This window comes from Catenulispora acidiphila DSM 44928 (assembly GCF_000024025.1).
GTDB lineage: Bacteria > Actinomycetota > Actinomycetes > Streptomycetales > Catenulisporaceae > Catenulispora > Catenulispora acidiphila.
Genome location: NC_013131.1, coordinates 5,516,529 through 5,541,931, shown reverse-complemented (window position 1 = coordinate 5,541,931; position 25,403 = coordinate 5,516,529). Strand labels below are relative to the sequence as shown.

Here is a 25,403-nt window from a genome sequence, read left to right as displayed (position 1 = left end):
CATGAGCACTCACAGACATCGATGGCAGCGCATCGCCGGCGCGGTCGGCTCGCTGACCCTGCTCCTGGGCGCCTTGGTGGTAGCCCAGGCGTCGCACGCGGTTCCGGCCCGGGCCGCCACCATCAGCCAGTTCCATGGTGTGAACTGGGCGGATCCGAACGACAATTTCATCACCGGTCCCAACATCCCGGTGGGCCTGTCGACCGCGGACAATTACTCCACCACCTACGCGAAGTCGACGGCGATCCTGAAGGGTTTCCAAGGGCTCGGGGCCAACACCGTCCGGTTGGGGATGAACGCGGCCACCACCTCCGGCAGTTGGTGGGGCAGCTACACCGCGACGCTGGACGCCGCGACAGCGCTGGGGATGAACGTCATCATCGCCCCGTGGCTGCAGGGCGGGACGGTTTCCGACACTAACTCCTTCTATCAGATGTGGGACACGGTCATAGCGAAGTACGGCAGTAGCAGCAACGTCTACTTCGATGTCATGAACGAGCCCTATGGGATGAACGCCACGCAGCTGACGAACTTCGAGGCGGGCTGGCTCGCGCGGTATCCCAGCGTTCCGCGCGGCCGGGTGATCCTTCCCGGCTTGTACTCCGACGGGAACCTGTGCGCGGTGGGCGCCGACTCGCGGCTGTCCGGGACCCTGCTGTCGATCCACATCTACAGCATGTTCGGGGACTCGCACACCACCGAGGCGGCGTGGGTCAGCGACTTCCAGAACAACCTGTGCGGGTACGCCAGCCGTGCCGTGCTCACCGAGTTCGGCGTCCCGATGACCACCGGCGTGAACTACAACGGTCCCAAGGACGGCACCAACAACGTCTCCTACCTGTATGCGATCACTGACACGGTGCGCAGCATGGGTATCGGCTCGGTGTTGTGGGTCGGCCTGAAGGATCCGAGCCAGACCACCGGTCCCGGTCCGTGTGACAACGCCTCCTGCGGGATCACCACGTTGGGCGGCAGCGGCACCAACCTCACGGTCAGCCTGAACAACCAGTCCGGGCTGGACCGGCTGCAATGGGGCTGGGGGACCGGCACGAATCCCGGCGGCGGTGGGGGAGGCGGTGGTGGCACCGCCGGCGTGTTGCACGCGGTCGCCGCCAACCGCTGCCTGGACGTGCCCAGCCAAGCCACGGCCAACGGCACACAGCTGCAGATCTGGGACTGCAACGGAGGTACCAACCAGCAGTGGACGGCCCTGTCCAACGGCGAGTTGCAGGTCTACGGCGGCAAGTGCCTGGACGTCCCGGGCCACGCGACGACCGCGGGCACCCGCGTGGAGATCTGGGACTGCAACGGTGGCGCCAACCAGCTGTGGACCCTCAATTCCAACGGCACCGTGGTCGGCCGTGAATCAGGGCTCTGCCTGGACGTGACCGGCGCGGGCACCGCCAACGGCACCGCGGTGGAGCTCTGGACCTGCAGCGGACACAGCAACCAGCAGTGGTCCCGGCAGTAACCCGTCCCTTCGACCGGCTCGCCCGAGCGCTGGGGCTCGGGCGAGCTGAACGTCGTCGTACAGAGACGACTCCAATGGGGGATTCCGGATCCCGGTGCTAGCCCATCGCGGCGACTCTGGTGGGGACGGTGCCGTCGAATGCCGCTTCGACGAGGACGCCTTCCAGACCGCGGGCGAACCTCTCGATGTCCGCCGGTGCGATTTTGTGGGTGTCCGCCCACAGCTGGAAGTAGACCGCCGGCAGTTCGCTCTCGTGGGGATCGGTGCGGCCGGGCACGTTGGCGTCGGGCGCCGCGTCGAGGTGCAGGAACATGGTCGTGTCGTACATGGGCATCCGGCGATCCCAGCGCATGCGCGTGCGGTGTAGGGCCGCGGCCAGCTCCTCCGGTGTCGGCAGTGGATCGCCGGGCTGCGGACCGCTCTGTCCGCGGCGGTCGTTGACGAAGCATGAGACGTCGACATGCTCGCCGCGCTCTTCGTCGACCTGGTCGAACAGTCTGGTCCGCGCGGTCTCGTCGAAGTAGCCGTGCAGGTACGCGGCCGTGGCCGCTTTCCATGCCCGCCCGACGACCTCGTCGAACGTGCAGTCCGCCACGTCGACGACGCACAGGCCGGATTGCGAGACCTGCATCACCGCGTCGGCGAAATCCGGGCGGAAGCGGTTGTTCACCAGGACCTGCGTCACCGACGGGCTGCGGCCGGTGACGCGGGCCAGCGAGACCGCGAACGCCGCGAGTGCGACGTGGGTCGTCTCGGCCTTGGTGCGCGCGGCGATCGACTGGAGCGCGAGGAACATCGCGGGGGAGTAACAGTACATCTCCCAGAAGCGATCTTCCCGCGGGTCGTCGGAGCCGTTGAAGCGTTGCGCGGGGATCGACCGCAGTCCCTTTTCCCAGAATCGCAGGGCTTTGTCACTGCGCCGGCGGCCGGAGGCACTGGCCTGGCTCTCGGCGAGCGTGAGCAGTTCGGCACCCTGGACCGGCGCGGTGGCGGCACCGGTTTCGGGGTCGAGGTGCTCCAGATCGCGGATCAGGGCGTCGATGCCGCCGCCGTCCACCGCCAGGTGGCAGTACTGAACGACGAGGTGGGACACCTTTCCGCCCCGGCACACCACGGCCATCCGCACCGGCCATTCGTGCTCGTAGTCGAACGGTGTCATTTCATAGCGCATCCGCAGTTCCTCGGCGGCGGTCGCGGGATCGTCGGCGTCGCTCACGTCCAGGACCACCAGCGCTGTCTGGCCGCTTTCGAAGACTTGCTGGCGGGGCAGCCCTCGGTCGTCGATGTCGTCGAGCCGCAACCGGGCGCGCAGCGACTGGTGCCGACTCATCGCGAAGCGCAGGACACCGGCGATCTCCTCGACCGGCGTTCCTTCGGGCATCGCCATGACGCCGCCGATGTTCAGGGTGCGGCCGGTCCGCGCGATCGTGTCCCAGATCGCCTGCTGACCCCAGGTCATGGCGCAGACTCCTGATCCCTTGCCTTCGAAGGGCACGGGGATCTCACGCGCCGAAGCGCTCAGGTTGGGCATGGCTCCCTCGTCGGGAATAAGGGACCTGCGGACATGAGGTGGGGGGCCGCGAGGGGTGGTACCGGAACCAAGGCCGTCGGTGAGCCGGTAACCCGGAGTTTAGGGAGAGCGACGTGCGCCGGGAATGGGCCGGCCGTCGGTGATAACCCTGGGTCGGCGGCGGCTGACCACCGCCGCCTCAGGACTCGTCGAACCAGGAGAACGCGACGATCCGCCACCCCTCGGCGGTGCGCACGAACTGGAACATCTTGGTCCCGCCGCCCTCGTAGGGAGCGCCGTCCATCGTCCCGGACTTGCGGTATTCACCGGTGCGAGTGGCGAGGTCGCCGACGATCTCGGTGTGCGAAGCGGTCTCCCACTCGGAGAATCCGACGAGGCGGCCTCCCCGGGCCAGCAGCTTCTCGCGAGGCTCGACGAACTCCTCCACAGTCCAGACGGCCAGACTCGGGCGGGTGTTGACGATCACGCCGCCCGGCACCATCAGCCGGCGCAGGCGGCCCACGTCGGCGGCGCCGCCGCGGTTGTCGAAGGCGCCGAAGAAGTCGGCGACGAGGGCATCGATCTCAGTCTGGGACATGACGTGTGACATTACATTGGACAGGGTGCGGTGACCATCCCTCCTGACGCGAGATCGGGTGGCGACTGCCCTGTGCTGCCCCTGCCAGCCCTGCGACTTGTGCGACTGATGAGGCACTGGGAGAGCGATCGGCTCGAATCCAACGCTCAACCACCGTTTGTCTCATGCCACCCCGGGCAGCAGAACGGCCCGTCATTGTTCGCCGGGCGAGTCTCGGCAGAAGGAGGTGCGCATGTCCGAGCAAGGGCACAGTGGGTCCGAAGGGACTGGGGCGTGGATCGCCGTCGGGGTGCTGATCGCCGGGGCTTTGCTGGTCGGGGGCGGGATCGTGGCTGGAAGTTGGCCTGTGGCGATCGTGGGAGCGGCGGTCATCGTCGCGTGCCTGTTGGGTGTGGCGATCATGGGGGTCATCGGGCACGGGGCAAAGGTGCCCGTGTCGTTCAGCGACGAGTTCCCCGCGACCACCGCCGGGCCTCGGGCCACCACGGACGGCAATTCCGCGCCGCCCATTCGCACCGACCCGAATTCGGCTGCTCCGCGGCGCGGATAGATACAGATAAATAGAGGGACCTGAAGGAGCGAAAATCATGGGGAATGACAGTTTCAGAGGCAAGACCGCCCTCGTCACCGGCGGGTCGCGCGGACTGGGGCTGTTGATCGCCCAAGAACTCGGCGCTCGCGGCTGTCAGGTGATGATCTGCGCCCGCGACAGCGGTGAACTGCAGGAGGCCGAACGGCTTCTGCGGGCCCGAGGCGTCGAGGCGGCCAGCACGGTGTGCGACATCAGGGATCCGGACGCCGGCCAGAATCTCCTCGACGCGGTCGAGAAGCGGTTCGGACAGCTGGACATCGTGGTGAACAACGCCGGAATCATCCAGGTGGGCCCGATGGAGGCGCTGACCGAGCGGGACTTCGAGAACGCCTGGCAGACGATGTTCGCCGGACCGCTGCGCCTCATCTCGGCCGTGCTGCCCGGCATGCGGGAGCGCCACAGCGGCACCATCGTCAACATCGCCTCCATCGGCGGGCGCATCCCCGTCCCGCACCTGCTGCCCTACGTCGCCGCGAAGCACGCGCTGGCCGGGTTCTCCAGCGGTCTGCGAGCCGAACTCGCCGCGGACGGCGTCAGCGTCACCACCGTCGTCCCCGGACTGATGCGCACGGGTTCACACCGTGCCGCCAGGTTCTCCGGTCAGAGCCGCCGCGAATACGCGTGGTTCGCCACCGCCGCGTCGCTGCCGCTGCTGTCCGGCAGCGCCGACCGGGCAGCCCGCGCGATCGTCCGCGCCGCCGAACACCGGCGGCCGGAGTTGGTGTTCACCCCGGCGGCGAAGCTGGCGTGCCGGGCTTATGGGCTGGCTCCCGCCACGACCACACGTCTGCTCGGCGTCGCAGCCCGGCTGCTGCCGAGTGCGACCTCGACTCCGGAGCACGACGTGCCCGGCGTCCAGAACACCCGCCAGCAGGGATCTTTTCTGGCCGGTATGACAGTGCTCGGCGAGCGTGCGGCACAGCGCAACAACGAACCCGGCAGCGCCTGAGGGAAACGCTCCGCGGCAGCGCCTGAGAGAAAACGCTAGGGCATCGGGCTCGCGTTCAACGTCCCCCCGATGCCCTTCGCGAGGCGTTCAGCTCTGTGCGGACGACAAAGCCAAGGGGTCTGCGGGCGCCTTGCTCTTGGCGGCGGCCATCTGCTCACCGAGCTCGACCAGACGGTTGCGACCCAGAGCCTTGCGGACCTGGGGGAACCACTCGGTCTCCTCTTCCTCGATGTGGTGGCGGACGTTCTCGATCAGGACCGTGGTCTTGGCGTCGAACGTCTCATCCTTCGGATCGAGGTCCTTGAGCTCGGACAGCAGCCAGGCCACGACGTGGTGTTCCTCGACGGATTCCAGGATGTGGTCGGTGGTGTCCGGGGCGCCCTCGCGCGCGGCCGGGTAGAAGATCGTCTCCTCGATGAAGGAGTGCGTGACCATCTCGGTGCAGATCTTGTCCACGACCTTCTTCTTGGCCGCCGGGGTCGCGCTGTCCTTGATCTTCTCGAACTCGCGGAACAGGGCTTTGACGACCTTGTGGTCTTCCTTGAGCAGGACGATGCCGTCCATGACGCGCCTCCCATGAGGTGGTTGGGGTGTTTGGGGTGTTTGGGATGTTGGGGTGTTGGGTTGGGGGTTGGTCGGTGGGCTCACCGTTGGCTTGCGTGCAGATCGTTCAGCCGAGGCAGGATCTGCTTGGCGTAGAAGTCGAAGAAGCCGCGGTGGTTCTGGCCGATCTGGCCGATGTAGACCTCGTCGAATCCCGCCTTGACGTACGCCGCGACCGCCTCGACGTGCGCGGCCGCGTCGTCGCCGCAGGCTGTGTTCTCAGCCACCTGCTTCTCGGTCACCAGGGTGTTGGCCTGTTCGAAGTGCGCCGGTGTCGGGAGGACCTGGGCGAGCTCGCCGGGCAGCAGTTCGCTGGACCACAGCCGGCGGACGGTCTTCACGGCCCGGTCGCGGTCGGTGTCCCAGCAGACCTTCACGCCGCCGATGACCGGCTTGCTGCCGCCTGAGGCCTCCCGGAAGACCTCGATGAGGTCGGTGTCCGGCGTCATGGTGACGTAGCCGTCGCCGATGCGCCCGGCGAGCTCTGCCGCCTTCGGGCCGAACCCGGAGACGTGGATGGGCAGGTCGGCGGTCGGCGCGGTGTAGAGCCTGGCGTCCTCGACCGTGTAGTGGCGGCCGCGGTGGGACACCTGGCCGCCGGTGAACAGCCTGCGCATGATCCCCACGGCTTCCTCGAGCATCTCCGCCCGCTCCTCGAAAGGCGGCCAGCGGTCGCCGAGGATGTGCTCGTTGAGGGCTTCCCCGGTCCCGACGCCGAGACGGAACCTGCCGCTGGTCAGGACGCTGGACGTGGCAGCGGCTTGGGCGACGACCGCCGGATGGATCCGGACGGTCGGGCAGGTGACCAGCGTGGTGATCGGAAGCGAGGTGACCTGGGAGAGCGCGCCGATCATCGACCACACGAACGGGCTGTTGCCCTGCGCATCGGTCCACGGATGGAAGTGATCCGAGATCGCCAAATGGGTGAAGCCCGCCTCCTGCGCGAGCTTGGCCTGCTCGATGAGCTCCGCCGGAGTGAACTCCTCGCAGGATAAGAAGTAGCCGAACGACGTCATGGTGCCTCCACAGGTAACGCGTTGTCCGGGCGCCTATGCCCTGGTCGCCGCAGACCAATCAGAGACATTTCGTCCAGTCCCGCAACCGCTCCAGAGACCAGGTCGTCACCAGCCGCTCTGCTTCTAGCCCGGCCCGTGCCGCACGCGCGTACCCCGAGGACTGCCACGACAACTGGTCGGGAGCGTGAGCATCGGTATCCACCGCGAACAGGCAGCCTGCCTCCGCCGCCTGCGCCAGGAGGTCGTCCGGCGGGTCGCGCCGTTCGGGGCGGCAGTTGATTTCCACCGCGGTGCCGGCCCGGGCGCAGGCGGCGAACACGGCCTGGGCGTCGAAGCGGGACTGCGGGCGACCCCGGCCGGTGACGATCCGACCCGTGCAGTGCCCCAGGACGTCCACGTGCGGATTGCTCACCGCAGCGACCATCCGCGCGGTCATCGCCTCGGGCTCGGAGCGCAGTTTGGAGTGCACGGACGCCACGACCACATCGAGCCGATCGAGCAACTCCTCCTCCTGATCCAGGGAGCCGTCATCCAAGATGTCGCACTCGATACCGGTCAGCAGCCGGAACCCGGAGTCCTGACGCGCGTTCACCTCCGCCACAACGTCCAACTGGCGCCGCAGCCGCTCGGGACTCAGCCCGTGGGCGATGGTGAGCCGCGGCGAGTGGTCGGTCAGAACAGCCCACCGATGGCCCAGGGCGCGGGCCGCCTCAGCCATCTCCTCGATCGGGCTTCCGCCGTCGGACCAGTCCGAATGAAGGTGGCAGTCGCCTTTGCCCGCCATCGCCAGATCCCAGCCGGCTTCGGCTTCCGGCCCGGCATCCGTCATCAGGCGCACCAGATAGGCCGGTACGGCGCCGGTCGAGGCCTGGGCGATCACCTCGGCGGTCACAGGCCCGACTCCCTGCAGCTCTTGCACGTCGTCGGCGTCGATCGGACCCGCCGGCAGTCCGTGGACGGCCTCGGCAGCGGTGTGAAAAGCCCGCACCCGGTACGGAGAAGCTCCGCGCCACTCCAGCAGGAAGGCGATCCGCCGTAAGGCTTCGACCGGGTCCATGGCTTCCATCCTCACCGGCACCACGAGCGAGTGCACACTGCCGGCGTGCGGTGGCGCGACGCTGGGCCAGACGGGGGATTCCCGGTGCGCCGGCGAGGATCGGTCGATGCCAAGTCGTTTGCGTCGGCAGCACGCGGGCAGCAGGGGCGCGATCAAAGGAGATATCCCGTGAAGGCCCTGGTCATCAACTGCACGCTGAAGCCGTCCCCCGAGCCGTCCAACACCCACGCGCTGGCCCAGGTCGTCGGCGACGAACTTCAGAGCAAGGGTGTGGAGGTCGAGTACCTGCGGGCCGTCGACCTCACTCTGCTTCCCGGCGTGAAGACCGACCAGGGGTCCGGCGACGAGTGGCCCGGCGTGCACGAAAAGCTGCTGCAGGCCGCGATTCTCGTCATCGCCTCGCCCACCTGGGTCGGCCGTCCCTCCTCGGTGGCCCAGCGCGTCATCGAGCGTATGAACGCGATGATCGGCGAGACCGACTCCCAGGACCGCCCGGTCGCCTTCGGGCGGGTCGCCGGCGTGGTCGTCACCGGCAACGAAGACGGCGCGCACCACGTGGTCTCCGAGATCGCCGGCGCCCTCGGCGACATCGGCTACACCATCCCCGGCAACGCCTGGACGTACTGGCATCTCGGACCCGGCAAGGGCCCTGACTACCTCGACGCCAAGCGCGGCCACGACTGGTCCGACGAGACCGGCCGCACGATGGCGGCGAACCTGCACATCGCGGCGAAGGCCCTGGCCGCCGACAAGGATGCGGCTCCGGAGATCTAGCGAGATCTAGTGAGATCCAGCGAGATCTAGCGCACGAATCAGCAGAAGGAGTCGGCCAGGCGACGACAATCCCCGGCACCCTCCCCGGCGCCTATCCCTCTTCGGCGTCGGGGACGTCCAAAGACTCGGCTACCTCATCCATCCAGGCCAGTACGCCTCGCTCGTAGTGGATGCCGAAGCGGACGGTGCTGCGCAGCAGCTTGTCGTCGATGTTGTCGGCCATGTCGTAGTAGCGCTTGAGGCGGCGCTCGTGCATCACGCGGTGCTCGACCAGGTAGCCGCGCAGGGTGTCGCGGTCGATGGAGGAGCCGAAGGCGAGCTTCAGGAGCAGCGGGTAGCGGATCTGCTCAGGGCCGGGGGGTTCGGCCAGCCAGGCGGCGAAGGCGACGCGGCCGGTTTCGGTGAGCTCGTAGCGGCGGCGGGCGCGCGGGCCCACGGGACCGGCGGTGATCAGTCCGCGGGCGGACAGGGTGGCCAGTTCGCGGTAGACCTGGCTGCGGGTCAGGCTCCAGAAGTCGCCGATCAGGCCCTCGGCGATGCCGACGAGCTCGTAGCCGCTGGCCGGGCCGCCGTGCAGGAATCCCAGCAGAGACGCCGCGGTGCTGTTCAGCTCACCCGCGTAAGCCTTCACCTCGGGCACAGTGCGGCTCATGGTGGTCTCCTGTTCTCGTCAGGCCCTCTTGACAGTCCATTGTGGATGGTACTTGTATGGAGTCATAGTCCACTGTGTCACGTCAATGTGACCTGTCAATGTGATCGGTCGTCCTGGCCGATCGCTGGGACTGCCGCTGTGACCTCGGGACAAAGGGGAAGCTCATGGCCACCGACTACGACCCGGGCTTCACCAGCCTGGCCACCGAAGTGGAAGAACTCGCCCTGCCGGTCGCCGGCGAGCTGCCCGCCTGGCTGTCCGGGACCCTGTTCCGGAACGGGCCGGCACGGTTCGAAGGGGGCGAGGTCCCCTTCCGGCACTGGTTCGACGGACAGGCGATGCTGCATCGCTTCGCCATCGCGGACGGCGCTGTCACCTACACCAACCGCTTCATCGACTCCGCGAGCAAGCGGGCCACCGACGCCGGCCGGATCGACTACACCGAATTCGCCACCGATCCCTGCCAGCGCTACTTCTCCCGCATGTTCACCCGGTTCCGGTCGAACACCCGGGATGTGCAGAACGCGAACGTCAACGTCGCGCCCCTGGCCGAGGGCATGGTCGCGCTCACCGAAGTGCCGCTGGCAGCGCTCTTCGACCCCGAGACGCTCGCCACCGCCGGCATCGCCGCCTACCGCGACGACCTCCAGGGCCAGGTCACCACCGCGCATCCGCATCAGGACCCGCGCACCGGCGACCTGGTGAACTACCTGCTGTCCTTCGGCCGCAAGAGCTTCTACCAGGTCTACCGGCAAGCGCCGACGAGCATGACCCGTGAGCTGGTCACCCGGATCCCGGTGGCCCGGCCCGGCTACATGCACAGCTTCGCGATCACCGAGAACCACGTCGTGCTCGCGGAGTACCCCCTGACAGTCAACCCCCTGATACTGCTGCTGTCCGGGAAGCCGTTCATCGACAACTATCGCTGGAACGCCCGCGGCACCACGCGCTTCCTCGTCGTCGACACGCGCGACGGCTCACTGCGCGGGGAGTTCCACAGCGAACCCTTCTTCGCCTTCCACCACATCAACGCCTTCGAGGACGGCGACAAGCTGTTCCTCGACATCTGCGCCTACCGGGACGCCTCGGTCATCGACGCGCTCTATCTCGACGCCCTCGCCAAGGAGGTACCCGGCGACTTCCCCTACCCGACGCGGTTCGAGATCGACCTGACCACCGGGAAAGTGAGCTCGCGCCGCCTGGCAGACGTCACCCTGGAACTCCCGCGCATCCACCACGGGCAGCACAACGGACGCCCGTACCGCTACGCGTACGGGATCACCGGCGACAGCGTAGGACCTGTGGTGGCCCGCGGGCTGGTCAAGGTGGATGTGGAGAGCGGCCAGAGCAAGCAATGGTCCCAGCCGCGGAGCTACCCCGGGGAGCCGGTGTTCGTACCCGCACCCGGCGCGCTCGCCGAGGACGAGGGCGTGGTGCTGTCGGTGGTACTCGACGGTGAAGCCGGCACGTCCAGGCTCGTGGTCCTGGACGCGCAGTCGTTCCAGGAGGTGGCTTCAGCCACGGTTCCGCACGCGATCCCGTTCGGGTTCCACGGATTGTTCCACCGAGGACTGTGACCACTCGAGCCGCCGATCCCGAGGGGGACTGCGGCTCTGCGGTTCAGCGGGTCATCTCGCCGATCATGCGGGCTCATCGAAGTCAACCGTGGTAGGCGTGTGCGCGGTTCGTCGAGCGATGGGGCTCGGGATCACAGGGCGCGAGCGATCGTCCCTGTTTCCAGGTCCACGCGATGGGCGTCGGGAAATTGGAGCTCGGCCCAGAAGGTGCCGGGGTCCGACAGCCCGATGCGGGCCGTCAACCAAACGGTCATCGCCATGCCGTGGGTCGCGACGACCAGCGGTCTGTCGTCGGCGATGGCGAGGTGCTCGGCGACGGCGGCGCCGAAGCGCTCGGCGACCTGGGCGCGCGGTTCCCACTCGGGGTGGTCGACGCCCTCGACATACTCGCGGCGGCGTTGACGGTAGTTGCCTCCCCAGGGCTCGGTGCGCCAGATCTCGTTGAAGCGCGGGTCACGTTCGGGCTGACCAGCCGGTTCCAGGGTCTGCCACGCCTTGGGCTCGGCACTGGCCACCAGCCGGGAGTCCTTCGGGAGGATGTCCGCCAGCAGTGTTGCCGCAGTTCGCCCGTCCTCGCTCAGTGGCCACTGATGCGGTGGTGCCTGTGGCCCGAAGGCGGGCATGGCATGGCGGACCAGGATCAGCATCCGATGATGCTACCGAGAGTCAGGTGCTTGATGGACGCCGGCTCCGACGGAACCAACCGTGTGATCAAGACCGACGCCCGCTGCGCGTTCGGCTAACGCAACCCCGGCAACCAGCGGCTGCGAGCCCGGTGCGCGACGACCCGCCGCTCGCGAGGGCATCTCAGCGTCCGAACCAGCGGCTGCCACAGCCAGCCTCGCCAGCAAACGTCACCACGGCCGGAGCACGGTTGACTTCGATGAGCCGTCATGCGCGGCGCCGCATGACGGCGTAGACCGCCGTCGCGAACGCGCCGGCCGCGAGGGCGGCTCCGGTGGCGGAGGCCAGGCGGGCGGCGGTTTGCGGGACGTTCGGGCGGGGGGCGATGTGCTCGGGGTGGTGGGCGGGGAGGGGGCCGTCTAGTGCTGCGGCGAGGGCTTCGGCGAGGTGGAGTGCTTGGCGGTCGGTGGGGGCGTGGTCGATTTGGGTGCGGCAGCTGAAGCCGTCGGCGAGGACCAGGGCGTTGGGGGCGGTGGCTCGGACGGCGGGCAGGACGCCTTGTTCGGCGATCTTCATGGACAGGTCGTAGTGGCCGCGTTGGAAGCCGAAGTCGCCCGCTAGGCCGCAGCAGCCTTCGTCCAGGACGTGGGCGTCGATGCCGGCGCGGGTCATCAGTTCCCGGTCGGCGTCGTCCTTCAGGACAGCGTGCTGATGGCAGTGGGTCTGCACGGTGGCGGTCCGGATCAGCTTCGGCGGCGTCCACCCCTGCGGTGCGTGGTTCACCAGCTGCTCGGCGAAGGTGCGGAACTGTCCGGCCAGGCGCTGGACGTCCTGGTTCCCGGGCATGAGCTCGACGGCGTCGGCCCGGAAGACGGCCGTGCAGGACGGTTCGAGCCCGATGATCGGGGTCCCGGCGTCGATCCAGGGGCGCAGGATCGCGATGGTCCGGCTCAGCACGCGCTTGGCGGTGGCGAGTTGGCCGGTGGAGATCCAGGTCAGGCCGCAGCACACGGCCTCCTCGGTCGGCACGGCGACCCGGAACCCCGCGTCCTCCAGGACGCGGACGGCGGACTTGGCGACCTGGGGATGGAAGTAGGTGCTGAACGTGTCGGGCCACAGCACGACGGTTCGCGCGTCGGCCGGATCCGGTTGGGGAGCGCCCCGCTCCTGCCACCACTGCAGGAAGGACTGTTCGGCGAACGCCGGCGCCGACCGTTCCGCGGCAACTCCGGCCACTGTCTTGCCTAGCCGGCTGAGGCCGGGCGCGTGCAGCGCGGCGTTCACCGCGCGCGGCGCGATGCGCGACAGCCGCGCCCACACCGGCAGCCAGCCCATCGAATAGTGGGCAGCCGGGCGGACCCGGCCCTGGTAGTGGTGCGCGAGGAACTCGGCCTTGTAGGTGGCCATGTCGACGCCGACCGGGCAGTCGGACTTGCAGCCTTTGCACGCCAGGCACAGATCCAGGGCGTCGTGGACCTCGGTCGAGCGCCAGCCGTCGGTGATCGGGGAGTCTTTGTGCCCGCCGAGCATCTCGAACAGCAGCCGCGCCCGGCCTCGGGTCGAGTGCTCCTCCTCGCCGGTGGCGCGGTAGGAGGGACACATCACCCCGCCTTCGTGGGTGCGGCAGTTGCCGACGCCCACGCAGCGCATCACCGCGCGGGTGAAGTCGTGGTCGTCGTCGGGATAGTCGAAATGGGTCGGGAGCACCTGCGGACGCCAGTCGGCGCCGAGCCGAAGGTTCTCATCGACCCGGTACGGACGCACGATCTTGCCCGGGTTCATCTTGTCGCCGGGATCGAACAGTGCCTTGACCTCGCCGAAGGCCTCGATGACGCCGGCGCCGAACATACGCGGCAACAGCTCCCCGCGAGCCTGTCCGTCGCCGTGTTCGCCCGACAACGAGCCGCCGTAGGAGGCGACGAGATCGGCGGCGTCGAACAAGAAGCTGCGGAACGCCTCGATTCCTTCGGCCCGCTTGAGTTCGAAGGGGATACGCGTGTGAACGCAGCCCTGGCCGAAGTGCCCGTACAGCGATGCCTTGCCATAGCCGTAGCGGTCGAACAACTGCTTCAGGTCGCGCAGATAGTCCCCGAGCCGCTCGGGAGGGACGGCGGAGTCCTCCCAGCCCTCCCAGGTCTCGCGGCCGTCCGGCGGTCGTGCCGTGACGCCGAGCCCGGCTTCGCGCGCCTTGAGCATCTTCTGCTCGCGCTGCGGATCGTCGGAGAACGCCACCGTGCTGTCGTCCTCGCTGCGGCCGATGCTCTGGACCAGGTCGCGGGCTTGCCGGTCCACATCGTCCTGGGTCGGTCCGCTGAACTGGATCAGGAGCCAGCTCTCGCCGTCCGGGAAGCGGTCCAAGGAGTCGAGGTGGGCGTGTTCCTCACGCATGAGCTGAGCCATGCGCCCGTCGAGGGCTTCCAACTGCGTGGGATGGCAGTGCTCGAGGATTTCCGGGACGGCGTCGGCCGCCGCGCAGATGTCGCCGTAGCCCAGGACCAGCATCGCCTCCGCCGGTGGCACCTCGACCAGGTCCAGCTCGGCGTGCAGGACGGTCACCAGCGTGCTCTCGCTGCCGACCAGGGCGCGAGCCAGGTCGAACTTGTTCTCCGGCAGCAGGGAGTCCAGGTTGTAGCCGGAGACTCGGCGCGGGATGTGGGGGAAGCCAAGGCGCACGTCGGCCAGGTGGCGTCCGATGATGTCGCGCAGCCCGCGATAGATCTCCGCGCGGCGCCCGCCGGCGGCGACGACGGCCTCGAAGTCCTCCTCCGAGGTCGGGCCGACCCAGCATCGGGTGCTGTCGTAGGTGAGGATCTCCAGCCGGCGCACGTTGTCCGCCGTCTTGCCGTAGGCCTGCGCCGAGGCGCCGCACGAGTTGTTGCCGATCATCCCGCCGAGCGTGCAGTGGGTGTGCGTGGCGGGCTTGGGACCGAACTTCAAGCCGTGGTCGGCGAGCTGCCGGTTCAGGTCGTCCAGCACGATGCCGGGCTCGACAACGCACCTGCGCCGCTCGACGTCCAGCGCCACCAGATGGTTGCAGTACTTGGTCCAGTCGATGACGACCGCGGTGTTCGTGCACTGACCGCCCAGGCTGGTGCCGCCGCCGCGGGACAGCACCGGCGCGCCGAATTCCGCGCACACCGCCACGGCGTCGGCGCCGGCCTCGACGTGAAACGGCACGACCACGGCGATCGGGACTTGGCGGTAGTTCGACCCGTCCGTGGCGTAGGCGCCCCGGCTTCCGGCGTCGAAGCGGACTTCGCCGTCTACCCGGTCACGAAGCGCACGCTCCAGGGCTGCGACGTCCAGCGCCGCGACGTCCAAGGCCGCGGCGTCCAGCGCGGGACCAGGCCGCGCCGAACCGGGTCCGGCGGATCGACGTGGTGCGTGCGCGGTGGACATGGCATTCTCCCGGGTTCGGTCGACGGTTCATCGGATAGACGGCTGGTGTCCGAGGCTCGCCGCGCATTCCAAAAACACGGCGTGGACGAAAGCCTGGGGCAGGTTGCCGCGCAATTGTCGTTGTGCGGGGTCGTATTCCTCGGAGAACAGGCCCGCGGGCCCGCATGCGCTTCGGGTTCTTTCGAAGTAATGCATCGCGCGTACTTCATTGCCCTGCTGATGTTCTGCCAGCGCCATGGTGAAGCCGCACAGCAGGAACGCGCCTTCGGTATCGCCCAAGGGATGCCCGCCGTGGTGGTAGCGGTAGACGTATCCCTCGTCCGTCAGCTGCGCGCGAACGGCTGCCAGCGTGGCGACGGTACGCGGGTCGTCGGCGGGTAACGCTCCCCGGACCGGTGGCAGCAGCAGCGAGGCGTCGGGACGCGGATCGTCCGGGGCGCGTTGCCAGTAGCCGTCGGGATGAGTGCAGGTCTGCGAGGTCCGGGCGAGGATGGCATCGGCCAGGGCGGCGGCGTGCGGCAGGTCTCGTCCGGCGCCGGGCAGCGCGGCCGCCCGCCGCAATCCGGCCAGGCACGACAGGCGGGAGTGGGTCCAGCGCCGGTCGTGCAGTTCCCAGATGCCTGCCTCCGGCTCGTCCCAGTGCTTCCCGACGATGTCGACGGCCACGCGCAGGGCGTTGGCGGCGTCGCGGTCCAGCCGGTCCAGGCCGGCGGCGGTGGCCAGCAGCTGCATCACCTCGCCGAACACGTCGAGCTGGAACTGCTGGTTGACCCAGTTGCCGACCCGGTCGGTGCCGCCGGGGTAGCCGGGCAGATCCAACACGTACTCGTCGGGGACCGGGGCGCCGGTGACGGTGTAGGCGGCGCGCAGCCGGGGACCGTCCTGGAGCAGCCGGTCGGTGATGAACGCCACCGCGCGGTCCAGCAGATCGGTGGCGCCGACGGCCGCGGCGGCGATGCCGGCGTAGCACTGGTCGCGGATCCAGGCGTAGCGGTAGTCGTAGCTGCGCGGGGATTCCTCTTGCTCGGGCAGGGCCATGGTCGCCGCCGCGACCATGGCTCCGGTGCCGCTGGTCAGGCCGCGCAGCACCGCCTGGGCATGGTCGGCCTCGCGCGGGGCGATGGTGTCGGAGGTGTCTGATCCGCTGCGTTTCCACGCCAACTCAGTGGTCTGCCACAGCGCTTCGGGATCGGGTGACTCGCGGGGGAGCGGGGCGTCGGAGAGCTCCAGGACCAGGTCGTGGAAGCCGCCTTCGGCGATGTCCAGGTCCAGCGAGAGGATCGCGCCGGACAGGCGGGTGTGCCCTTCGGTATGGGCGTCCCAACCTCCGGTCCAGCGCCAGTGCAGCGGTCCGCTGTGCGCCGTCCACACCCCGTCGTGCCGGCTCAGGTGGTTGGTGCCGGCGTAGTGCCCGAAGGCGGCGCGCGGCTCCAAGAGCACGGAGACCCGGCACGCCCCCTTCCGGGCACACACCCGCCGCAGCAGCACCGCGCGGGCGGGGTCGCCGGGGAAGGCCAGCGCCTCGCGGCACTTGATCAGCGCGTCGCCGCTCACCCAGCGGCTGCGCCAGATCAGCGTGCCCGGCTCGTACGCACCGCCCCAGACATAGCGCGGATCGCTCGGCGTGACGGCGTACGTGCCCGCGCCGCCGATCAAGGTGGAGAAGACCGCGTCGCTGTGCCATCGGGGCGCGCACATCCAGGCGATGTCCCCTTCCGGACCGATCAGCGCCCCGCGCTCGCCGTCGGCCAGCAGCGCGTAGTCGCGCAGCACTCGAGGACGGAACCGGGGTTCCGCCTCGAGCGCCTTGGACCGGACCATGAATCAGTGATCTGACGCGTCGTCGCCGTCGGGCCCGCCCGGCAGGAACTCCTGGATCTTGGACTTGATGCCCTGCTTGATCATCGAGACGCGGTCGCTGTCGCCGTGCACGATCGCCGACGCCGCGGCCTCGATCTGGTCGAGGGTGGCGTGCGGCGGGATCGGCGGGACCGCCGGGTCGGTGCGGAAGTCGATGACGAACGGCCGGTCCGCGGCCAGTGCCTGCCGCCAGGCGGGTTCCACCTGTTCGGGCTTCTCCACCCGCACGCCTTCCAGCCCGATGGAGCGCGCGAAGTCCGCAAAGCGCACGTCCGGCAGCGACTGGGAGGGCTCGAACTGCGGGGCGCCGGCCATGGCCCGCATCTCCCAGGTGACCTGGTTCAGGTCGTGGTTGTTCAAGACGGCCACGACCAGCCGCGGGTCTTGCCAGCGCTCCCAGTACTTGGCGGCGGTGATGAGCTCGGCCATGCCGTTCATCTGCATGGCGCCGTCACCGACCAGCGCGATCGCCGGCCGGTCCGGGTGGGCGAACTTGGCGCCGATCACGTACGGGACTCCGGGACCCATCGTCGCGAGCGTCCCGGACAGCGAACCGCGCATCGAGCCGCGGAAGCGCAGATGGCGCGCGTACCAGTTTGCTGAGGAACCCGAGTCGGCGGCGACGATGACGTCGTCGGGCAACAGGGCGTCCAGAGCGTGCACGACGTACTCGGGGTTGATCGGGTCGGCCTCGGTCGCCGCCCGCCGCTGCATGACTTCCCACCAGCGCGCGGCGTTCTCCTCCACGGTCTCGCGCCAGGAGCGGTCGTCCTTGGCGTTCAGCAGGGGAAGCAGCGCTTGCAGGGTCTCGCGGGCGTCGCCGACGAGGTTGACCTCGAACGGGTAGCGCAGCCCGACCATGCCCGGATCGATGTCGATCTGCACCGCGCGCGCCTGACCGAACTCCGGCAGGAACTGCGTGTAGGGGAAGCTGGAGCCGATCACGAGCAGGGTGTCGCAGTCACGCATCAGCTCGTAGGAGGGCCGGGTTCCCAACAGCCCGATCGAGCCCGTGACGTAGGGCAGCTCGTCGGACAGGACGTCCTTGCCCAACAGTGCCTTGGCCACGCCGGCTCCCAGCAGGTCGGCGACCTGTTGCACCTCTCGGCTCGCGGCGCGGGCGCCCTGGCCTGCCAGGATCGCCACCTTCCGTCCGGCGTTCAGCAGATCCGCGGCCTTCCGGAGCTCCTCCGCCTGGGGTACCGCGGTCGAGTGGGGCAGTCCGAGACTGGACGGGACCATCTTGAACGCGTGCCCGGGCGCGGAGTACTCCAACTCCTGGACGTCCGCGGGGATGATCACCGCGGTGACGGTGCGCTTGGTGGCGGCGACCCGCATCGCCCGGTCCAGGACGTTCGGCAGCTGCTCCGGAACGGTCACCATCTCGCAGTAGGCGCTCGCCACGTCCTTGTACAGGCTCAGCAGGTCGACCTCCTGCTGATAGGAGCCGCCCATCGCCGAGCGGTTCGTCTGCCCGACGATCGCCACCACCGGCACGTGGTCCAGCTTGGCGTCGTACAGGCCGTTGAGCAGGTGGATGGCGCCGGGACCTGAGGTGGCCGCGCACACCCCGACCTTGCCGGAGAACTTCGCGTAACCGACCGCCTCGAAGGCGGACATCTCCTCGTGCCGGGACTGGACGAACATGGGCTTGTTCTCCGCCCGCCCCCAGGCGGCGAGCAACCCGTTGATGCCATCGCCGGCATACGCGAAGACGTGCTCCACACCCCAGTCGCGCAGGCGCTGCAGGACGTAGTCGGAAACCTTCGTCGCCATGGATCGGCCCTTCGGTTGAGATTTCGAACGCGACACGCGACACGCCGCGGCGGAGCGGTGGTGGGGTCGCACTGTCGAGGCCGCGCCGGTACTCAGCCGCACGCGCCTCCCGCGAGCCGGGACTACCGGCCGCCCAAAGCCTTCTGGAGCTCGGCCTTGGTCATCTTGGACCGGCCGCTGATGCCGCGGCGCTTGGCCTCTTCGTAGAGCTGGTCCTTGGTGCGGCCGCCGGCTCCCTGGTGCGAGCGCTTCCCGCCGCGGTGGCCGGAGGAGACGTCCTTCTTCGACATGCGGCTGGCGGTCTTGGACTCGCCGTGGCGCGCCCGCTCCTTGTTCACGGTTCTCGCCGCGATCTCCTCGGCCCGGTCCGTGGACTCGCCGCGGTCCTTCGCGCTGTCCTTGATGTGCTTGTACTGGCGCTCTCGCTTGTCGCTCCACTGCCCGCGCGGCATGGCATGCTCCTTTCCCGGTGGGGACGTTCCACGGCTGCCCCGGGTTCGGAGGACTAAACGGGCGGATTCGCGCTCGGGCTCACTCCGCCGAGTTCAGCGTCGCCTCGGCCAAGTGAAGCGGCGCCACGGCGGCTAGGAGTTCACCCTCGGTGAGCAGGTCCAGGAACGGTCCGACGCGCAAACCTTCCTGCGAGGCGTGGCGGAACCCGCGGTCCAGGTGCACCGCGTAGTGGTTGCGCCGTCCGACGCGCTCGCGGGACACGTATCCGGCGTCGACCAGGTCCGACACGATCGCCGCCGCCGCGCGCTCGGTGATGCCGGAGGCCTCGGCCAACTCCCTGACCAGGGCTTGGGGGTTGCGGGCGATCTCCACCAGCACATGGCCGTGGGACGTGAGCAAGGTCCACGACCCTTCTCTGCCACGTCCCGTCATGCCATCGATCGTAGCCACGACGCGGAGAAAAGGCGATACATGTTTCATGTATTTGTTGACAGGTCCTCGTTGGAGGAACAGTGTGGGTACCACGGACCCGGGGTGGTGGCAGGGCTCGGCGTCTTTCCAGGGTTGGAGGCAGGGATGGGATTCACCTGCACTGCACAGCAGTCCGAACAGCAGATCACCGTCACCGTCACAGGTGACGTCGACCTGGCGGCGTACCCGGCTCTGGAGGCCGAGGCCGGCGTCTGGGGCGGCGCGGGCACCGACGTGGTCCTGGACTGTTCGGAGGTCACCTTCATGGACTCGATGGGCCTGCGCGTCCTGGTCCAGATCTGGCAGGCGGTCACCGAGGCCGGCCACAGCATGACGCTGGCCGACCCCTCGACACCGGTCATGCGGGTGTTGGAGCTGGCCGGTGTCGGGCAGCTGTTCGGCTACGCCGATCCCATCTCCGGCAGGACCTCGCTGCCGTAGAAGTCGAAGAATCCGCGGTATCCCGGACCGACGGGGTTCAGGTAAATCTCGTCGAAGCCGGCGTCGACGTACTTTCGCAGCCTTGCGACATGGTCCTCGGCGTCGGAGCCGCAGGCGATGCCGGAGGCCACCATCTCAGCTGTCACCAGCTGCGAGGCCTGCTCGAAGTGCCGCGGGGTGGGCAGGATGCGGTTGATCTCGCCCGGCAGTTGGTCGGACGGCCAGCGCTCGAGCGCGATCTCCACCGCGCGGTCCCGGTCGCGGTCCCAGCAGGCCTTCATGCCGCCGATCACGCGCTTGGCCTTGTCGTCCGGGCAGGCCTGCCGGAACTCCTTCACCAGATCGGGCTGCGGCTTCATGGTGATCAGGCCGTCGGCGATCCGGCCGGCCAGCCGCGCCGCCTTCGGTCCGAGCCCGGACATGCAGATCGGCGGCGCGGACTCCGGGACGGTGTAGAGCCGGGCGTTCTCGACCGTGTAATGGCGACCGCGGTGGTTGACGTTCTCGCCGGTGAACAGGGCCCGGATCACCTCGACCGCCTCTTCGAGCATCTCGGCGCGGACGTCGAAGCGTGGCCAGCGCCCGCCGGTCACATGCTCGTTGAGCGCCTCCCCGGTGCCGACGCCGAGCGTGAAGCCGCCGCCGCACATCACGCCGGCGGTCGCCGCGGCCTGCGCGGTGACCGCCGGATGGATCCGGATGCCCGGGCACGTCACCATCGTCATCACCGGCAGCCGGGTGACCTGGGACAGCGCGCCGATCACCGACCACACGAACGGACTGTTGCCCTGGGCGTCGATCCACGGATGATAGTGATCGGATACCGCCAGACGGGTGAATCCGGCCCGCTCGGCCAGCTGCGCTTGCTCGATCAGCTGCTCCGGGGTGAACTCCTCACAGGACAGCAGACAGCCGAAAGTAGTCATGGGCCCTGGTGTGTCCAGGTTCGGATCAGGCATGCGCGGAAGAGCGTTCGGAGGCTGCCGGATCCGGCGAATCCGCCGAGGCTCCCGAAGCTGTCGAGCCCGCTGAAGCTGTCGAATCCAGCGCCGAGGCAGCCGAGGCAGCCGGATCCGCCGAGCCGCGCCGGTGGATCAGTCCGCGGTCGAGTTCGGCGATATTCCTCGCGCCGTTCAACTGCATCGTCATCCGGAGTTCGCGGGCGAGGATGTCGACGCAGTGCCGCACCCCGGCCTCGCCGGCCGCGGCCAGGCCGTACAGGTGGGCCCGGCCGACCAGGACGGCTTTGGCGCCCAAGGCCAGCGCCGTCGCGATGTCGCCGCCGCTGCGGAATCCGGAGTCGACCAGCACCTCCACCCGGTCGCCGACCGCGTCCGCGATCTCCGGCAGCACGTCGATGGTCGCGGGCAGACGGTCCAGCTGCCGGCCGCCGTGGTTGCTGACGATCACCGCGTCCAGTCCGTGGTCGACCGCCTCCCGTGCCTGCTCGACGGTGGTCACGCCCTTCAGGACGATCGGCCCGTCCCATATCCGGCGGATCCAGTCCAGGTCGTCCCAGCAGACCGTCCCGTCGAACATGTCCGACATCACCTCCAGCGACCGCTGGTCCGGCGGGCCGATGTTCGGGAAGCTGACCGTCGGCGAGGTGAGGAAGTTCCAGGCCCACGCCGGATGCAGCGCGCCCTCGAAGAGGGTCTTCAAGGGGAGCTGCGGGCTGGGCAGAACGAGTCCGGAGTGCTTCTCCGGGATCCGTTCGGAGCGCACCGAGGTGTCGATGTTGACCAGCAGAGCCTGATACCCGGCAGCCTTGGCGCGCGCGACAGCCTCCTTGCTCTTGCTGCGGTCGCCCCAGATGTACAGCTGGAACCACAGGGGGCTGTCAGTCTGTTCGGCGACGTCCTCGACCGAGGTGTTGGCGAGTGTTGAGATGCCGTAGGGGATGCCCGCGTCCCGAGCGGCTCTGGCGACCGCCAGCTCGCCGTCGTGATGGAACATGCGCGGCGCGCCGACGGGGGACAGCGCGAACGGCAGCGGAATCCGCTGTCCCAGCACCGTGGTGCCGGTGTCCACGCCGCTGACGTCGCGGGGCTGCCGGGGGCGGAACGTGTAGGAGCCGAACGCGGCTCGGTTGCGGTGCAGCGTGTGCTGACCCTCGCCGCCGTTCTCCAGGTAGGCCCGCGCACCCAGCGGCAGGCGGCGGCGCGCGACGCGGGCGACGTCCTCGATCGTGGCGCACCGGGCCAGGCGGTACGCGCCGTGGGGTGCCGGCGGCCTGGCCACTCGTAAAAGATGAAGGATCTCCGAAGGCCTCATGGCGCTGTCGGATACCCAGCCTTGCTGGGATGAACCGGCCAAAGCCCCGTTTCCCCGCAGGGTTTCGGGGCACGAGCAAGCGCATGATCAAGATCGGCTACACGATGATGACCGAGCAGGCCGGCCCGCGGCAGCTGGTGCGGGACGTGGTCGCGGCCGAAGAGGCCGGGTTCGACTTCTCCGTCGCCTCCGACCACTACTTCCCGTGGCTGGACGAGCAGGGGCACGCCCCGTACGTGTGGAGCGTGTTGGGCGCGGCGGCGCAGGCCACCTCGCGCATCCCGCTGATGACGTACGTGACGTGCCCGACCTTCCGGTACCACCCGGTGGTGGTGGCGCAGAAGGCGGCGACGATGCAGCTGTTGTCCGAGGGGCGGTTCCGCCTCGGGCTGGGCTCGGGGGAGAACCTGAACGAGCACGTGGTCGGGCGCGGCTGGCCGGCGGCTTCGGTGCGGCAGGAGATGCTCGTCGAGGCGGTGGAGATCATCCGGGCGCTGTTCGACGGCGGCTATGTGACCCATCACGGCGAGCACTTCCAGGTCGAGGCCGCCAAGCTGTGGGACCGGCCGGACGACCCGCCGCCGATCGGTCTGGCGGTGTCCGGGCGCCGGTCGTGTGAGTTCGCCGGGCGCCTGGCCGACGTCATGATCGCGGTCCAGCCGGAGCCGGACCTGGTGTCGATGTTCGAGGACGCCGGAGGCCGGGGGAAGCCGAAGGTCGGGCAGATCCCGGTGTGCTACGACCCGGATCGCGACCGCGCCGTCGCCCGCGCGCACGAGCAGTTCCGCTGGTTCGGCGGCGGCTGGAAGGTGAACGCCGACCTGCCGGGGACGGCGGGGTTCGACGCGGCGTCGAAGTTCGTCCGGCCCGAGGACGTCGCCGAATCCATCCCGTGCGGGGACGCCGTCGAGGACTTCGTCGAGGCGGTGCGGCCCTATGCCGAGGCCGGCTTCACCGAGGTGGCGCTGATCCAGGTCGGCGGCGATACCCAGCAACCGTTCCTGGACTGGGCCGGCAAGACCCTGATCCCGGCACTGCGGGAGCTGTGAGAGCGCCATGACGTCTTCGAAGACTGACACCGCCGCGCTCCTCGACCTCGACGGCACGCTCGTCGACACCAACTACCAGCACGCTATCGCCTGGTTCCGGGCGTTCCGCGACCACGGCATCGTGCTGCCGATCTGGCGTCTGCACCGGCACATCGGCATGGGCGGGGAGCAGCTCGTCGCGGCCGTGGCGGGGGAGCAGACCGAGCGCGAGCTCGGCGAGCAGGTACGCCGCGACCACAGCCGCCACTTCCACGAGCTCATCGGCGAGGTCGAGCTGATGCCGGACGCGCGCCGCCTGATCCAGGAGCTGCACGGCCGGGGCACACCAGTGGTCCTGGCCAGCTCCGCCGGCGAGAAGGACTTGAAGTACTTCCGCTCGATGCTGGACGTGGACGACCTGCTGGCCGGGGCGACCTCGAGCAGCGACGTCGAGGCCGCCAAACCCGAACCGGACATCATCTGCGCGGCGCTCGAGAAGGTCCCGGACGCCGGACGGGCGGTGATGATCGGCGACTCGACCTGGGACTGCGAGGCCGCGCGCCGCGCCGGCGTCGCGTCGGTGGCACTGCTGACCGGCGGATTCTCCGAGCAGGAGCTGCGAGACGCCGGCGCCGAGGCGGTGTTCGCCTCCATCGGCGACCTGCTCGACGGCCTCGACCAGACGCCGCTGGCTGAGGCCGCGCCAGCACGCGAATGAGCATTCATAGTGTTTGGTTTTCCTCGAAGTGGCCATGAGGCGACCAACCCCAGAGAAAAGGAAGCTTCTGATGTATATCGGTATCGGAACAGTCGTGCTCATCCTGATTATCGTGCTGCTCATCATGGCGCTGCGCCGTCGATAACCCTTGTCCTGAAAAGGAGAGACGATAATGGACGGTTCACAGACCGCAGGAGAAGCAGTGCCGATCGAGAGCGCGGTCAACGCCGTTCTCGTCGGCGGACCGTTGGCGGGACGCACGATCAGCGCCTCGGTGCTCACCGAGCCGGTGCGCATCAAGGACGACGCCGGGGTGTGGCAGGAGTACCACCCGGCGCCGGAGACCACCGAGTCGGTCGAGGGCCACCCGACCGCGTTGGCCGTGTTCCGCCACTACATGCCGGCCGACGCCGCGGACCGGCACGAGGGCATCTGAGAAGGTCGCCGCTTTTGTCCCCGACCTGTCAGGTCGGGCTGCCGGACGGTGCTTCCCCGGCGACGACATCGGCGGTGCGGTCGTCGATCGGGAACAGGCTGGTGACCTCGGCGAGTTGCAGCACCCTGAGCACCGGTCGCGAGGGCGCGGCCAGGGTGACGTCGCGGTCGTGGTCGGCCGCGCGCTGGCGGGCGCGCACGAGGACGCGCAGGCCCATCGAGTCCAGGAAAGTGACCGCGGAGCAGTCGATGGTCAGGTTCGTCGAGCCGTCCCAGGACTGGGCCAGACCCGCCTCGAAGCGCCGGAAGGCGGCGAGGTCCACATCGCCGGCGAGGGTCACGACCACGCGGCCCGCGGCCTGCTTCGCAGCGTAAGAGAACTCCATGGTCTTCTCCTAGTACTCCACGTTCTCCACGTCCTCCGCGCTGACCACGCGGAGCCGGCGACGGCCGCTGCCACCAGTCTTCGACGCCCACGACACCTCTGTCAATCTATACATGAAAAAGTTCTCCTGTTATTAGTTTCGTGAGTAAGCTGGCCTGGCCGGCCGGTGGCGAAGGCAGGCGCACCGCTGGGACACGACGGGTCGGAGAGTGGGCTGGCATGGATCCTCAAGGGCGATCTGAACAGGTATCCCCGCAGGTCGGGGCCCTGGCCGAGACGGTGATGATCCAGGTGCCGGCCGATCCCGACTACCTGCCCGTGATCCGGTCGGCCAGCGCGCACCTGGCGACCAGACTCGGCTGCACCCTGCCGGAGGTCGCCGACGTGCGTCTGGCGGTGGACGAGGCAGGTGGCCTGTTGCTGCGCCACACGGTCCGGGAGCTGCGGACCGCCGATGGAGCCGCAGCCGCCGACGGCGCCACCGATGCAGCGGCCACCGATGCCCCCGACGGAGACCTGGAGTGCCGCTTCGTCCTCGACGGTTCGGCGCTCCAGGTGGTGCTCAGCCGCCAGGCCCGCGACGTCGTCGCGCCGCGGAAGGACGACTTCGGCTGGACCATCCTGTCCGCGCTGGTGGACGACATCGTCTGGCGCGTCGAGGGTACGGCGGTGCGGGTGGAGATCCTGAAGCGCCGCGCGGGCGGCGGTTGACGTGGCGCCCATCCCTGTCGCCCCGGAGG

25 protein-coding genes are annotated in these 25,403 nt (G+C 68.9%); 10 read left to right on the top strand and 15 right to left on the bottom strand.

Annotated features, from left to right (window positions below; genetic code table 11):
• Position 1: 1 nt before the first annotated feature.
• Entirely contained in the window at positions 2–1,471 is a 1,470-nt protein-coding gene (locus CACI_RS24095; RefSeq protein WP_015793461.1) for a ricin-type beta-trefoil lectin domain protein, read from the top strand.
• 97 nt (positions 1,472–1,568) lie between these two features.
• On the opposite strand, the gene CACI_RS24090 is transcribed toward CACI_RS24095, so the two are convergent.
• Both CACI_RS24090 and CACI_RS24085 read right to left on the bottom strand, forming a co-directional pair.
• The gene (locus CACI_RS24090; RefSeq protein ID WP_015793460.1) at positions 1,569–3,002 is read right to left on the bottom strand and encodes a condensation domain-containing protein; all 1,434 of its coding nucleotides are present in this window, start codon (positions 3,000–3,002) and stop codon (positions 1,569–1,571) included.
• 178 nt (positions 3,003–3,180) lie between these two features.
• Positions 3,181–3,579 carry a nuclear transport factor 2 family protein gene (locus CACI_RS24085; RefSeq protein ID WP_041542324.1) on the bottom strand — a complete coding sequence of 133 codons (399 nt, stop codon included), beginning with the start codon at positions 3,577–3,579 and terminating at the stop codon, positions 3,181–3,183.
• Between the two features lie 232 nt (positions 3,580–3,811).
• Here CACI_RS24085 and CACI_RS24080 point away from each other — a divergent pair, with 232 nt between their 5' ends.
• The gene (locus CACI_RS24080) at positions 3,812–4,129 is read left to right on the top strand and encodes a hypothetical protein (protein WP_015793458.1); all 318 of its coding nucleotides are present in this window, start codon (positions 3,812–3,814) and stop codon (positions 4,127–4,129) included.
• Between the two features lie 37 nt (positions 4,130–4,166).
• Positions 4,167–5,120, top strand: coding sequence for an SDR family NAD(P)-dependent oxidoreductase (locus CACI_RS24075; protein ID WP_015793457.1), 954 nt, complete (start codon positions 4,167–4,169; stop codon positions 5,118–5,120).
• Positions 5,121–5,207: 87 nt separating this feature from the next.
• Here the strand turns inward: CACI_RS24075 and CACI_RS24070 are convergent, their stop codons facing one another.
• The 3 genes from CACI_RS24070 to CACI_RS24060 all read right to left on the bottom strand — a co-directional run bounded on the left by CACI_RS24070 (position 5,208) and on the right by CACI_RS24060 (position 7,796).
• Positions 5,208–5,684, bottom strand: a complete 477-nt coding sequence (locus CACI_RS24070) for a hemerythrin domain-containing protein (protein WP_015793456.1) — start codon at positions 5,682–5,684, stop codon at positions 5,208–5,210.
• Positions 5,685–5,764: 80 nt separating this feature from the next.
• Positions 5,765–6,739, bottom strand: a complete 975-nt coding sequence (locus CACI_RS24065; protein ID WP_015793455.1) for a TIGR03557 family F420-dependent LLM class oxidoreductase — start codon at positions 6,737–6,739, stop codon at positions 5,765–5,767.
• Positions 6,740–6,797: 58 nt separating this feature from the next.
• Positions 6,798–7,796, bottom strand: a complete 999-nt coding sequence (locus CACI_RS24060) for a PHP domain-containing protein (protein ID WP_015793454.1) — start codon at positions 7,794–7,796, stop codon at positions 6,798–6,800.
• Between the two features lie 168 nt (positions 7,797–7,964).
• Between CACI_RS24060 and CACI_RS24055 the strand changes: the two genes are divergently transcribed.
• Positions 7,965–8,570 (top strand): flavodoxin family protein, encoded by a 606-nt coding sequence (locus tag CACI_RS24055; protein WP_015793453.1) that lies wholly within the window; start codon positions 7,965–7,967, stop codon positions 8,568–8,570.
• Between the two features lie 91 nt (positions 8,571–8,661).
• Here the strand turns inward: CACI_RS24055 and CACI_RS24050 are convergent, their stop codons facing one another.
• Positions 8,662–9,222: a PadR family transcriptional regulator gene (locus tag CACI_RS24050; protein WP_015793452.1), complete on the bottom strand. Its 561-nt coding sequence runs from the start codon at positions 9,220–9,222 to the stop codon at positions 8,662–8,664.
• Positions 9,223–9,386: 164 nt separating this feature from the next.
• Between CACI_RS24050 and CACI_RS24045 the strand changes: the two genes are divergently transcribed.
• Positions 9,387–10,799: a carotenoid oxygenase family protein gene (locus CACI_RS24045; protein ID WP_015793451.1), complete on the top strand. Its 1,413-nt coding sequence runs from the start codon at positions 9,387–9,389 to the stop codon at positions 10,797–10,799.
• A gap of 131 nt (positions 10,800–10,930) precedes the next feature.
• On the opposite strand, the gene CACI_RS24040 is transcribed toward CACI_RS24045, so the two are convergent.
• The 6 genes from CACI_RS24040 to CACI_RS24015 all read right to left on the bottom strand — a co-directional run bounded on the left by CACI_RS24040 (position 10,931) and on the right by CACI_RS24015 (position 19,343).
• A complete protein-coding gene (locus tag CACI_RS24040) occupies positions 10,931–11,446 on the bottom strand; it encodes a histidine phosphatase family protein (protein WP_015793450.1) in 516 nt (171 codons plus the stop codon).
• Between the two features lie 244 nt (positions 11,447–11,690).
• On the bottom strand, positions 11,691–14,822 hold the full coding sequence (locus CACI_RS24035; protein WP_015793449.1) for an FAD-binding and (Fe-S)-binding domain-containing protein: 3,132 nt from the start codon (positions 14,820–14,822) through the stop codon (positions 11,691–11,693).
• Positions 14,823–14,849: 27 nt separating this feature from the next.
• Entirely contained in the window at positions 14,850–16,643 is a 1,794-nt protein-coding gene (locus tag CACI_RS24030; protein ID WP_015793448.1) for a glycoside hydrolase family 15 protein, read from the bottom strand.
• Between the two features lie 3 nt (positions 16,644–16,646).
• Positions 16,647–18,458: a thiamine pyrophosphate-requiring protein gene (locus CACI_RS24025; RefSeq protein ID WP_015793447.1), complete on the bottom strand. Its 1,812-nt coding sequence runs from the start codon at positions 18,456–18,458 to the stop codon at positions 16,647–16,649.
• Positions 18,459–18,580: 122 nt separating this feature from the next.
• Positions 18,581–18,910: a hypothetical protein gene (locus CACI_RS24020; protein ID WP_015793446.1), complete on the bottom strand. Its 330-nt coding sequence runs from the start codon at positions 18,908–18,910 to the stop codon at positions 18,581–18,583.
• A gap of 79 nt (positions 18,911–18,989) precedes the next feature.
• Positions 18,990–19,343, bottom strand: a complete 354-nt coding sequence (locus CACI_RS24015) for a helix-turn-helix transcriptional regulator (protein WP_015793445.1) — start codon at positions 19,341–19,343, stop codon at positions 18,990–18,992.
• A 144-nt stretch (positions 19,344–19,487) separates the two neighbouring features.
• On the opposite strand from CACI_RS24015, the gene CACI_RS45975 reads away from it, so the two are divergent.
• Positions 19,488–19,823, top strand: coding sequence for an STAS domain-containing protein (locus CACI_RS45975; protein WP_015793444.1), 336 nt, complete (start codon positions 19,488–19,490; stop codon positions 19,821–19,823).
• Here the strand turns inward: CACI_RS45975 and CACI_RS24005 are convergent.
• On the bottom strand, positions 19,784–20,749 hold the full coding sequence (locus CACI_RS24005; RefSeq protein ID WP_015793443.1) for a TIGR03557 family F420-dependent LLM class oxidoreductase: 966 nt from the start codon (positions 20,747–20,749) through the stop codon (positions 19,784–19,786). The genes CACI_RS45975 and CACI_RS24005 overlap by 40 nt on opposite strands.
• Before the next feature lie 25 nt (positions 20,750–20,774).
• A complete protein-coding gene (locus CACI_RS24000; protein ID WP_049871688.1) occupies positions 20,775–22,064 on the bottom strand; it encodes an alpha-hydroxy acid oxidase in 1,290 nt (429 codons plus the stop codon).
• Positions 22,065–22,180: 116 nt separating this feature from the next.
• Here CACI_RS24000 and CACI_RS23995 point away from each other — a divergent pair, with 116 nt between their 5' ends.
• From CACI_RS23995 to CACI_RS23985, 3 genes are all read left to right on the top strand, one after another.
• Positions 22,181–23,146, top strand: a complete 966-nt coding sequence (locus CACI_RS23995) for an LLM class F420-dependent oxidoreductase (protein ID WP_015793441.1) — start codon at positions 22,181–22,183, stop codon at positions 23,144–23,146.
• Positions 23,147–23,153: 7 nt separating this feature from the next.
• The gene (locus CACI_RS23990; protein ID WP_015793440.1) at positions 23,154–23,843 is read left to right on the top strand and encodes an HAD family hydrolase; all 690 of its coding nucleotides are present in this window, start codon (positions 23,154–23,156) and stop codon (positions 23,841–23,843) included.
• Between the two features lie 172 nt (positions 23,844–24,015).
• Complete coding sequence (locus CACI_RS23985) at positions 24,016–24,279, top strand: hypothetical protein (protein WP_015793439.1); 264 nt, start codon at positions 24,016–24,018, stop codon at positions 24,277–24,279.
• 28 nt (positions 24,280–24,307) lie between these two features.
• Here CACI_RS23985 and CACI_RS45970 read toward each other — a convergent pair whose 3' ends face one another.
• A complete protein-coding gene (locus CACI_RS45970) occupies positions 24,308–24,664 on the bottom strand; it encodes an STAS domain-containing protein (RefSeq protein WP_015793438.1) in 357 nt (118 codons plus the stop codon).
• A gap of 218 nt (positions 24,665–24,882) precedes the next feature.
• Between CACI_RS45970 and CACI_RS23975 the strand changes: the two genes are divergently transcribed.
• On the top strand, positions 24,883–25,374 hold the full coding sequence (locus CACI_RS23975; RefSeq protein WP_015793436.1) for an ATP-binding protein: 492 nt from the start codon (positions 24,883–24,885) through the stop codon (positions 25,372–25,374).
• Positions 25,375–25,403 lie beyond the last annotated feature (29 nt).